This is a genomic window from Pseudomonadota bacterium, assembly GCA_039714795.1.
Classification (GTDB): domain Bacteria; phylum Pseudomonadota; class Alphaproteobacteria; order JAGOMX01; family JAGOMX01; genus JBDLIP01.
In genome coordinates this window covers 1-11067 of sequence record JBDLIP010000058.1, presented here as the reverse complement: position 1 = coordinate 11067, position 11067 = coordinate 1, and the positions used below count along the sequence as shown (strand labels likewise).

The 11067-nt window shown below is 44.7% G+C and carries 9 protein-coding genes and 1 pseudogene; 5 read left to right on the top strand and 5 right to left on the bottom strand.

Translation table 11 applies throughout. From position 1 onward, the window contains the following. A partial coding sequence (locus ABFQ95_05390; protein MEN8236958.1) for a hypothetical protein occupies positions 1-389 on the top strand: 389 nt, incomplete at its 5' end. Between the two features lie 74 nt (positions 390-463). Here the strand turns inward: ABFQ95_05390 and ABFQ95_05385 are convergent. Then, on the bottom strand, positions 464-958 hold the full coding sequence (locus ABFQ95_05385; protein MEN8236957.1) for a conjugal transfer protein TraD: 495 nt from the start codon (positions 956-958) through the stop codon (positions 464-466). 80 nt (positions 959-1038) lie between these two features. On the opposite strand from ABFQ95_05385, the gene ABFQ95_05380 reads away from it, so the two are divergent. The 4 genes from ABFQ95_05380 (at position 1039) to ABFQ95_05365 (ending at position 6505) form a co-directional block, all read left to right on the top strand. Continuing rightward, on the top strand, positions 1039-4365 hold the full coding sequence (locus ABFQ95_05380) for an AAA family ATPase (GenBank protein MEN8236956.1): 3327 nt from the start codon (positions 1039-1041) through the stop codon (positions 4363-4365). 199 nt (positions 4366-4564) lie between these two features. Then, positions 4565-5377, top strand: a complete 813-nt coding sequence (locus tag ABFQ95_05375; protein ID MEN8236955.1) for a type IV toxin-antitoxin system AbiEi family antitoxin — start codon at positions 4565-4567, stop codon at positions 5375-5377. Next, positions 5364-6224: a nucleotidyl transferase AbiEii/AbiGii toxin family protein gene (locus ABFQ95_05370; protein MEN8236954.1), complete on the top strand. Its 861-nt coding sequence runs from the start codon at positions 5364-5366 to the stop codon at positions 6222-6224. The genes ABFQ95_05375 and ABFQ95_05370 overlap by 14 nt, the downstream gene beginning before the upstream one ends. Positions 6225-6328: 104 nt before the next feature. Beyond that, positions 6329-6505, top strand: coding sequence for a hypothetical protein (locus ABFQ95_05365; protein ID MEN8236953.1), 177 nt, complete (start codon positions 6329-6331; stop codon positions 6503-6505). Positions 6506-6677: 172 nt separating this feature from the next. Here the strand turns inward: ABFQ95_05365 and traD are convergent, their stop codons facing one another. The 4 genes and pseudogenes from traD to ABFQ95_05345 all read right to left on the bottom strand — a co-directional run bounded on the left by traD (position 6678) and on the right by ABFQ95_05345 (position 10610). Then, positions 6678-8510 carry a type IV conjugative transfer system coupling protein TraD gene (gene traD / locus ABFQ95_05360; protein MEN8236952.1) on the bottom strand — a complete coding sequence of 611 codons (1833 nt, stop codon included), beginning with the start codon at positions 8508-8510 and terminating at the stop codon, positions 6678-6680. A 68-nt stretch (positions 8511-8578) separates the two neighbouring features. After that, the gene (locus ABFQ95_05355; protein MEN8236951.1) at positions 8579-8791 is read right to left on the bottom strand and encodes a hypothetical protein; all 213 of its coding nucleotides are present in this window, start codon (positions 8789-8791) and stop codon (positions 8579-8581) included. Beyond that, positions 8788-10170: pseudogene (locus tag ABFQ95_05350) on the bottom strand (YfjI family protein). The gene ABFQ95_05355 and the pseudogene ABFQ95_05350 overlap by 4 nt, the downstream one beginning before the upstream one ends. Positions 10171-10382: 212 nt before the next feature. Continuing rightward, positions 10383-10610 carry a helix-turn-helix domain-containing protein gene (locus ABFQ95_05345; protein MEN8236950.1) on the bottom strand — a complete coding sequence of 76 codons (228 nt, stop codon included), beginning with the start codon at positions 10608-10610 and terminating at the stop codon, positions 10383-10385. Positions 10611-11067: the final 457 nt, after the last annotated feature.

Genomic DNA, 11067 nt, shown 5'->3' with positions numbered 1-11067 from the left:
CTAGGAAAAATACGCCTCAATTGGAGCTATTCACGACTTCGGAAAATAGCCCACACTCCAGACCTTTGTGGGGTGCAATTACACTATGTTACAATGAGAAAATATACACATTTTTTAGAAAATGGGCCTGTAAAGAGGCCTATCTGAAAGCCCATGGTATAGGGTGGCTCGCAAATGGTGAAATAACAAATGAGTCAAATCAAGGGAATATAATAGAAAGCAATAAATACAACTCTAATGCTTCACATCACTACCCACATTTAGTAGATTGGATTCCAAATTATGTGAGTGCATTATTTGTTTTGGGTTCAATTTTGAAACCAGTATACAGAGTTTGTGATCAGAGAAGTTTCTACAACTTCCAATATACATCCTTTAAAGCCTTATAAACATCATAGTCAAATGTGTCCAACAAAAGCCTGTGATTAGATGAAAAATAGCTGATTATTTGTGAAAATTCTTATCAATTGTGTATAATGGGCTGCTCAGTGACATCTATACCAACCCTAATCGATGTATATTTTGTGCCATCCAGTACTTGATTTAATTCCTCCAATACCACATGCCCCTGCCATTCTTTGCGGAACTGATTCCACTTCAACCCCAGCTCTCGGATTTGGGCGCGTAATTCTGCTGAGGGTTTTTCTTCAAAGGTGACAATCACGGCAACCTTGTCTTGATTTTCTTGATCAAAAGTGGCTTTGCCCTTTTGGCTCCAGGTTTCAGTGATAGCAGGATCAGCAATTTTTTGCTCAGCAAGGGTGAGCAACCCACCAAGTAGAGTATTAGTATCAATGTCATCCAATTTGGCCTTTACAATAAGTCCTCCTAAGGCGATAAGTTTTCTTGTTCTTTCTTTACGCTCCAGCTGTTTGATCAGTGCTTCTTGCTGATTTAGGCGATTTTTTTGCCGTTCGAGGCGCTGTTTTTTGGTGGAGATAATGTTCGATTGTGCCATTTGATTATCCCATGACGCTATAATTTACGTGACCATGCTACTACAGTAGCATACCGCCAAAGGTGGTACAAACATTTAGGATGTCGCATTTGAAAAATCGACTCATAACGCAATATGCGTCTTATCAGACGCGCTTGCGCAAATCGGAGATTTGGATTACCATGATCTCAAATCCAATCCTGCCGTATTTGGTTTCAGTCATGGCTATCCAATTTGCTCGCATTGAATATGTTTCCCGCAGTTCCGGCGGCAACGCTTGCCGTAAGGCTGCCTATAATCAGCGCGAGAGCATGAAGTGCGAACGCAGCGGGCAGTTGTTCTATTTCAAGCACAAAGACGACAACGTTCATCATGAGATTTTGCTGCCTGAAGGAGTCGATAAAAAGTTTCTGGACGCCTCGGTGTTGTGGAATGCTGCCGAGTTTATGGAAAACCGTAAAGACAGCCAGGTTTGTAAAGAATCAGTGATTGCGCTGCCCGATGATGCAGAGATTAGCTTGGCAGATCGTGTGGAAATATCTCGTCGTATTGCCAAGCAGTTATTTGTCGATAAAGGGTTGGGAGTGCAGATGGATGTTCACCAACCCCATGAAGACGACAAGAACTGGCACGTGCATATGTTGATCACAACAAGAAGGTTTTCAGAAGACGGTAAATCACTGCACAATCGCAAAGCTCGCGATACTGATCCCACGGTGCGCAAGGGCGTGGTGATGGAAGCTGAGCTGGTCGGTAAAATTGTCCGGGACATTCAAAATGAGTACTTCGAAGAAAAAGGTCTGGAGCTGCGGGTTGATCCAGTCGGCATCGTGCCGCAAGAACACTTGGGTCCTGTGCGCATGCGCAATCATATGAATGACGCCTTGGTGCGCTCAGAAATGCTCAAGCAAGCTAATGCTGATAATGTTAAAGATCCCAGTAGTGTGCTGGAGCAAATGACATTGCACAATTCCGTGTTTACCCGTAAGGATGTCGATCGGTTTTGTGCCAAGCATGTAAAGCCAGAAGATCGGAACAAGGTGCTGGAAGGCATTTTTGCCCACGATCAGGTTGTGCCATTGCTCTGCAGTGAAAGTGGCGAACCCTCCAAGTACTTCACCACCAAGGACGTTAGAGCCGAGGAAGAAAAACTACAGCGCTTTGTAGGTAGCGTGGCCGATCGACAATCATTTGCCATCAAAGAGCAAGTCAAAACCAATGCTCTGGATGGCTTAGCATTAAGTGCCGAACAGCACCAAGCGTTTCAGCATATGACCAGTAATGATAACAACCTCAAGATCATCCAAGGCCGAGCTGGTGTTGGCAAAAGCTACGTGCTGAATCCCGTGCGCGAAGCTTATGAGAACTCTGGATACCGTGTGATCGGGTTGGCTCCCACCAACAAAGTGGCATCAGACATGAAAGATGATGGTTTTGCCAAGGCGATGACCTGTCACTCATTGTTATTTCGCATTAACAACAAGCGCATGGAGTTGGACAAAAACACGGTGCTGATGGTTGATGAAGCCGGCATGCTCGGCACGGAAGTGATGGTCGAACTATTTAATGCCGCCAAGCAAGCCAAGTGCAAAATCATTCTCATGGGTGATGCAAAGCAGCTTTCCTCGATTGAGCGTGGCGGGATGTTCCAGGTGCTCTCAGAACAGTATGGAGCCCCTACCCTGGAAACCGTGCGCCGGCAACAAAAGGATTGGCAAAAGCAGGTCTCCGAGGATCTCTCAAATCATCGAGTACGTTCTGCAGCAAAGACTTTGGCTGAACATAACAAACTCAACTGGTCTGACGATAAAGAGAGCGCTTTAACTGAGCTGGTGAATCAATGGACCACGGACAGTTTGGGTAACCGTGAGCACTGGACCTTTGCGCTGGCGCAACGCAACGTAGATGTGGATACCCTGAATCAAGCCATGCGCGATATTCGTAAACAACGCGGAGAAATCGGCGCTATTGATGTAGAAATGATGACCACTCGAGGACTTGAGTCTTTTGCCACAGGCGATCGAGTGCAATTCACTGTGACAGATAAAACCCAAGATATCAGCAATGGTCAATTTGGGATTTTGGGAGCCTGTACCCCTGATAAATTCACGGTGTGGTGCGATAATGGCCAGAGCATTAGTTTTGACCCAAGAACCTACCAAGGCCTGCGGCATGGCTATGCTGGAACCATCTACAAAGCTCAAGGTGCGACTATTGATAAGACCTACGTGCTGCACGACAAAGCAACCAATCATAGCAATAGCTACGTGGCTCTCACGCGACATAGCAAAGATGTAGAGGTGTTTCTTTCCAAGCAAGAAACGAAGAACTTGCGTCAGTTTGCCACACAAATCAGCCGTAGTGGCACCAAGGTGGCCAGTGTTAACTTTGCAACGAGGGAGGATCTGGATAAAAAGCAAGAGCAACAACGTGTCTCTTTGCTGGATAAAACAAAGAGTATCTGGACTCAGGTGACGGATTACTTCCACAGCAATCCGGAATTTTATCAGTTGCCGCCACAGACACAAAAAACAGCGCAGCCGGTCGAAGTTACCTCCCCTGCCTTTGCCATGGAAGACAAAACTCCTGAACAACTATCACAACTGTTAGAACGGCGCTTGCATGGATTATTCCAGAATAAATACCAGCGTGCTCCTAATGCTGAAGACAGAGAGTTTCTCGAACAGCAATCCGCAAAAGCGGTTGATCATCTTTATGCTTTCAAAGAGATTCACCAGAATAATCCCACAAACTATGATGTGAGCGTGATGCTTGGGCGGTCCAAATTCGAACTGGAGCGTGTTGGTGAGCTCAGGGACGATTTCCTAGAGATCCTGGCAGATCGTCAAACCGTTGCTCCAGAAAATCATCTGACAGCTCAGCTGTACGCTGAAAGGATGGCACAGATCGAAGGTAAACTGTTTGAAAATGACTTACGAAAAACTGGGCAACCTTCTCAGGATCGTTATCGTTTTGAGCAGTTTGCCAAGGATGTATTACAAGAGCATCAAACGATTCAATCCAAATTGGCGCAAAAACTCGCCGGGCAATTTGAGCTTTCAGCAACAATCGCCGATCGTGTAGCGCATGAGTCCCTCAGGCACTGGGAACGAACTCGTGTGGTGCCATCTGAAGCTATGACAAGACGCTATATCGAGCTGGCAGATCATTTGGAAAAAGGTTCAGAGAAATTGGCAACTCAGTTCAAGCACCAGGATGCAGCCAAACAACAATGTGTGACCGGCTTTGTACGCAGGCGCGAAAGTGAAGCCTGGTTGCAGCAAAAAGCATTCAATCCCACAAAGGATCCAGTGCAAAGTGCCCGTTATGCTGAGAGCACCCAAAAAGTCACGCAGAAAATGAAAATGATCATGAAGCAAGCGGAACAGCAGCTGCAAAAGTCTCAAGGGTATTCGATGGATTTGTGAAGCACGAGAAAAAAAATTTTTCTGCAACCATTTACGCCTTCGACCGCCCTTGATCGCCTTGGACCGCCCTCGACCGCCTTCGAGATTTATTTTTTAACTATGAACTACGCAGTGGTTCAGCAGTATTACGCCAAACCACTCTCAAAAATACGTCTCATTTGCATAAACCCCCTTCTCAAGGGGGTTTATACAAATTATAATGACGATTATGATAGCTGAAAAAACCAAGCAGTATATAGACCACCTAACAGCTCAAGGCCAGATTTCATTTACAAGGCAAAAAATGCAACAAACAATGCAAATCACGGCCAAGGCTGCTGAAAGGGCAATCTATTATTTAAGGAAGCGAGGCGAAATTGCCTCTCCTGCTCGAGGGTATTACCTCATTCTCACCCCTGAATTTCGCCAGCTGGGTTGCCTGCCACCAGATTATTTTATTGATGACCTCATGCAGCATTGGCAGCAAGAGTACTATGTTGGCTTGCTAACAGCTGCCCTTTATTTTGGAGCAGCTCATCAACAACTGCAAACGTTTCAGGTTGTTGTAAGCAAACCTCGCCCTGGTATTCATTGTGGTAGTGTCAGAGTTGAATTTATCACCAAGGGTGAAACGGGAAAGACACCTACACAACAACTCAAAACACGTACGGGCTACATGACGGTTGCCACTCCTGAAGCAACTATGCTGGATTTGATCCAATTTATGAATCGCTGCGGTGGTCTCAATCATGTTGCAACAGTGCTTGATGAACTTGTTGAATCTGTTGATCCTAAGGTGCTCAAAGAATTGCTCATCAAAAAGCATGAAAGAACAGTATTACAAAGACTCGGTTTCCTGCTGGAGTTCCTGGGGCATGATGCGATATCAGATGTTGTCTACCAATGCCTTACAAAAGCGTTACGGGTGGTTCCTTTGGACCCACATATTTCATTTACGGGGGCAAAGCGTCATGTAAAATGGAAGGTTGCCCTGAATACAACGATAGAGAGTGACTTAGATGATACCTATTAATTTTATTGCCCAATGGCGCCAACAAGCACCCTGGGTTTACCAATCGCAAATAGAGCAAGATTTAGTCTTAAGTCGTGCTTTGGTTGAGTTGTATCAACATACGGTGATCCAGAATTCGCTAGCCTTTCGAGGCGGAACAGCGCTCAATAAGCTCTTTGTCAAACCTGCTGCACGTTATAGTGAAGATCTAGATTTCGTCCTTGTAGACGATGCGCCCATTGGCCACATTTTCTCTGCCATACGGGAAGCTTTGGATCCTTGGCTCGGGACGGCAAAATGGAAGCAAACGGCACGATCAGCCAAGTTAATTTATCGGTTTTCTTCAGAAGATGAGCCCCCAGTCCCTTTGAGGGTAAAAATTGAGATCAACACGGTTGAAGCTTTTAATTTGTACGGGTATCGCCAGCACAACTATAGCGTAGAGAGTCGTTGGTTTTCCGGCAGCAGCCAGATCAGGACCTACAACTTAGAAGAATTGATGGGGACAAAGCTGCGTGCACTCTATCAGCGCTCAAAAGGACGTGATTTATTCGATTTGTGGCTAAGCATCAACCAATTAAATGTCAATTGCAGTCAGGTTCTTGAAGCGTTTCAGAGGTATAATGCTTTTAACCAGACGGCAATCAGTCGTGCTGAGCTTGAAAAAAACTTGACCTTCAAGATGAGAACTTCATCCTTTAATCAGGATGTAGGCCCACTATTGGCAGGTAACATTCCATGGAATCCTGAAACAGCTTACAGATCCGTGATGAGTGCTCTCGTCTCAAAGTTGCCAGGAGAGCCTTGGAAAAACTTGGACGAACACTCAGAAAACCTCCAACCGGTTGTTGGAGAAATTCATGGCTGAGTACCGAATGTTATCAGACCAAGAGGGCTGCACTTTTAATTGATTATTAACAGGTGTGTGTCAACATATATAATAGACACAAAGATTGCTAAAAGGAGTTAAAAGTGCCTGAAGAATTCATCATCAATCCACAATATCTCCGTTTTGGAATTTCTTTTGGAACAGCTTTGGCAATTGCTATCTCATTTAATCAAAATCGATCTGTCCTATGGGCTATAATTCATGGTTTTTTTAGCTGGCTTTATGTAATTTACTACCTTCTTTTTAAAACTAAGAAATAGAGAACAAAAATTTTCTTGCTCTACCTAGAGGTAATAAGCTGCCTCAACTAACACGCAAGCTTTCTTTTGAGTGCCTCCAAGCTCACGCCATATTTTTAAAAATTGCTTTAATTTTGGTTCGTTATCTATACCTATAGTATGTAAATGAGCCTAAAATTAAAGTCATTTGTCATCAAACCAAGTTCCGCTCAAGCTTACCCTCATCCTTGCTTTCCGCAGTTTTCTCGTCCTTCACAAGCTCCCTTTTCTCCTCCATTTTCTTGGGGGATATTTTAGACAACGCCACTGGTCTTGCCAAAAACCCAGGCGCAACTATCTGACCCTTTTTATAGCTCATCTGCAACTGAGTCACAGGATAATCTCCTGGCAGTTTCACGTAACACTGTAGAGATTTCAGGCTAGAAATTTGTGTTGGCAGTACCACAGAGCGTCTGCGGTGCTGCTGGCTGAGGGATACTCCGTCTCTTGCTGCTTGCGCGCCATAGGACAAGCTTTCCTTTACCTCTTGGATTTCTGCTTCTCCCAAGACTTTGGAGATCCACGATGTGGTATCAGGATTGGTGCTGCAGAAAAATGCTTGGGTGTTAAACAGCCCCAGCAGCGTTTGGGCAATTGAGGCCCCATAAACCGTTGTCAGTTGCGGCATACTTTGAAAGCCTGCCAACACACAGCCACCATATTTGCGAGATTCTGCCAACATCATTTCAAGGGACGGCAAACGGTTGAGAGCTGGCAGCTCATCCATAACAAACCAAAGCCTGCGGTCATAATTTGGCTCCAAAGTCATCAGAGCACTGATAGCTGTGTCCATCCAAGCGGTCATCAAACCTTGTAAGCTCTGCCGTTGGCCGGGAAAAGCACTGAGGAATAACCAAGACCCAGGATCACCATGCCTGACCCAGTTGCGGATGGAAAATGGATCTCCTGGGGTATCTTCTTGCGCGCTCAGATATTTTAACCCAACCAACTGCGTTGATAAATTTGAGCGAATTGAAGCAGCAGTTTTATCCGCTTGCTTATCGGTCAATGATACCGCTTCCGTGCCTTCAAAGAACTTTTGGTACTCGGTCATTGGTGCTTCAACCAGCAGGCGATACAGCTCTTGGGTTGAGGGGGTCTTTTCTTCTGCAAATTTCCTCAAGGCTGTTGCGAGCACAATTCGGCTGGCATTTTCCCAAAAGGGATCCTGTGTTTGACCCTTTTCAGGGATCATGGCATGAGCAAGTGCAACATAATGAGGTTCAGCTTGGCATTCTTGCCACGGAGACCAGTTCTGATGCCGCATATCGAACGGATTTAAAAGAAAATCGCTACAGCAATCATAATAGCGGCTGATAAAATCTCCGGTTAAATCGACGATAATGGCACGATCTCCCCGGGTTCTGATCTGTGGCAACAGTGTATGAAACAAATTCGATTTGCCGCTCCCAGTTGTACCAGCGGCAACAAAATGGGAGGTTTCTGCACCTTTGATCAGAGGCAACCCATCCAAGTACAAATCTGATTTATACCTGCGTCGAATCCGACGTTTCAATTGATCTGTGGATACCAGGGAAGTACCACGCTCGGTCTTTGTCCGAATTTGCCTCCAGCCTCGATAAATGAATGCCCCCATTATCAGAAGGCTCAATGCTCCACCTGTCCAAAGACCAAGGATAAAATTACGCCAGAGTCTGTATTTGATGTAGGTAACACATTGCTGAATATAATCACTGTGGGCAATGTTGTAGCTGTATTCTGTTGATTTTCTGCCATTGGGGTGAATGATCACCTGTTGGGCTTTGCGAATATCTGCAGGGGTGCTGGCAAACCCCAACAAAAATTGGGCATGATAATATTCTTTGAGCAGATAGAATTGGTACTTGGGAATGTCGTAATAGGTTTTGCCAACCAGCATGGCTGAGGTGGCAAACAAAAAAACAGCCAAGATGACTCTGGCCATTTGTTGCAACATGCGTAGGCGATGCATTGATAGTTGGCCGCCGCGGGTAAAGTAGTTTTTCATGAGGAGTATTCCTTTCGTTTGTTAATCTGGTTGCTACATTCAAATGGAGCTAAAATTCAAGATTGAAGCTATTTGTCGGGTTTGTCGGGTGGTTTTTCCAGGATGTTTTCTTGAATTTTGAAAAAGGCCCTTATACCCGACAGAACTGACAGATAATTTTTGTCGGCTCTGTCGGGTACTATCCCCTGCATATTTTTTATCTGCTCAAAAAGCTCTCCCGACAAACCCGACAAACCCGACAAATGGCTTTCTTGTTGTAGTTTGAGGCTATTCTGATTCATGCGACTCCCTTTGGATTGATCTCATAGTGCAGGTTTGCTCTACCTTTCCCTGAAGATGTACTAATTTTAATCCACCCGGCTTCAGCCAAGATTTCACAGGCTGATTGCACCTCTTCCTTGTTTTTTAACAAAGACCACTCCTTGCGGTAGACCTGCCTTACATCAAAGGAGCTGCCTAATACACCGCTTTGAATTTTCCTGGCCAATTTTCTGGCAGCTTGATAAGCAAGGCTCAAAGAGCTTTCATAAATACGACGGGCATGCTGTTCTAAATAATCGCACCAGGACACAGCAGCTAGAGCGCATTGTTTTGTAATCGCTCCAGAACGATTTTTACCATCCGCTATCTCAATCAGGTGGAAAATTAAAGCTAAAGCTGGCATCAGCTTTCGGTACTTGGCTAAATGCTCAATAACAATGGCATCATCAATGCTATTGCGCAGCTGATGTTCAAGCTTTGTCAGCTATTCATAGAAGACTTGCTGTGCAGGCTCATCGAATTGAAAATAGGGAATGCCTGAGTTTTCATCAAGAATGGCACCATGGTCGCAAAAATTCATGCTTGCTAGCTTGTTTATGATTGCAAAAGCGCGTTCTTGCGCTTGAGCGTTGGGTCTGTGGTCGACCAGTTTCCACTCTTTGACCTCATCCGGATAGACCAACAATTGAAATCGTTGCAGCAATCCATCGTTTTCCAAACCGCCTAAGGTTCGCTGAAAATAGCTCAAAAGCTTGCTGGGTTGGGTGCTGCCAAGCAGAGAAATACAAAGATTTTTTGTGCGAATGGTGCCTCGACCAATACGATCCGTTGTCTTGGATCCATAGCCGTTCCAACCCTCCAGATAAAAATTACGATCTTCCTCACGACCGGCCTTTTCCCAACTTGCAAGCAACCCCATCAGTTCATCACGAAGCACCAGCAGCCCTCTTTCGTTTTGGCTTAAAAGCTCTTGCAGTTTTTCAACGGTCGCATCGTTAGTGTAATAACGTTTGCACACAGGAGCTTCAGGTTCTGCAGTGGCTAGCAACTCTTTTTTTAAGTGATCCATTGCAGGCATGTCAAAGCTACTTGCTGCTTTGATCATTTTCTTCTTGAATATCTCTCTGGTAGCTTTGTAGGCTTCAAGTTCTACAACATAGGCTTGCTGTTCTTTTTTATAGACCTCATATGCTTTTCCCTCCAGTTGTTCAAGAGGACGCATGACCTCTTTCAAAGCTGGGCTTTTCAGGCTGCTGGGAGGTCCTACGATGCAACCCCACAAGTTAGGAATAACCGTCCATGAATCCTGGCGTTTTGGTCTGATGCCACAACCAGATCCGATAATGGAAGCCGTGGTAATAAGAGACCCAACTGCTACATAATCCAATGGGCATTGCATGCGTTCAGCTACGTCAACAAGCCATTCTTGATATGGTTTTGCAATAAGATGGGCTGGCAGAACTTCAACAGGGGGAAGTTCATTTTTGATGGCGCCAATGGGTATAGGATCCAGCCAGTCGCAGGTATTGAGATTAACTGGATGTGTCCCTTGTTGGCGATAACTTTCAAGAGAAACTGTTTTACAACCCGGAGCTCTTTGTGAAGTTTTGCTCATGGCTTGAGCTCACTGGATTTATTAACAGTTCGACGCTCGATAAAATCCAGCAGATCTGAGTAACGATAGCGAACAAGACGTCCGACTTTTACCACGGGGATGTTATATCGTCGCGTTGATTTCCAAGCTGCAAGGGTATCCACTTTGACACCTAACAGCTCTGCAGCTTCTTTTCTGCTTAAAAGACGGGCTGACTTTAAGTTATTGGGAATAGTTTGGTTCATTGGGATGGGACTCCTATTAATTTATTAAATGAATGTGCAACTACATCAAGTATAGGAGTAAAAATCTTGAAGTGAAGAATTGACTAAAATTTTCTACGGTTAACTATAGGAAACCTATGTGAAAATGTATGAAAGTATCGGAAAATCTACCTGGGTCTCGGAAAGTCTCAAACCAAAGCAACAAAATTGCCGCGGTCAAGAATTTAAAAAGTTAATATGGGACTTTTCAGGCAGCTTTGTTATTTGCTTTTGCTGACTTGAGAGGGACTTCGAAAACTTTGTTCTGAAGACACTCAGGTAGGTCTTCTAAAATGTTTTCAGGGAAGAAGGTATTATCTTTGACATTCTTTGTTACTAAAACGGAAGTTTAAAAAATATGCCGAGCGCGTTCGCCTGAATCCCTTGGTATTTTTGAAAATTTTAAATTCGGCGAGTCGAATTCAGTGGGTACATTCCT

Excerpts from the sequence above, each read along its gene's own strand:
- ABFQ95_05385 (MEN8236957.1), bottom strand. The coding sequence starts at position 958 with ATGGCACAATCGAACATTATCTCCACCAAAAAACAGCGCCTCGAACGG.
- ABFQ95_05380 (MEN8236956.1), top strand. The coding sequence starts at position 1,039 with ATGTCGCATTTGAAAAATCGACTCATAACGCAATATGCGTCTTATCAG.
- ABFQ95_05375 (MEN8236955.1), top strand. The coding sequence starts at position 4,565 with ATGACGATTATGATAGCTGAAAAAACCAAGCAGTATATAGACCACCTA.
- ABFQ95_05370 (MEN8236954.1), top strand. The coding sequence starts at position 5,364 with ATGATACCTATTAATTTTATTGCCCAATGGCGCCAACAAGCACCCTGG.
- traD (MEN8236952.1), bottom strand. The coding sequence starts at position 8,510 with ATGAAAAACTACTTTACCCGCGGCGGCCAACTATCAATGCATCGCCTA.
- ABFQ95_05355 (MEN8236951.1), bottom strand. The coding sequence starts at position 8,791 with ATGAATCAGAATAGCCTCAAACTACAACAAGAAAGCCATTTGTCGGGT.
- ABFQ95_05345 (MEN8236950.1), bottom strand. The coding sequence starts at position 10,610 with ATGAACCAAACTATTCCCAATAACTTAAAGTCAGCCCGTCTTTTAAGC.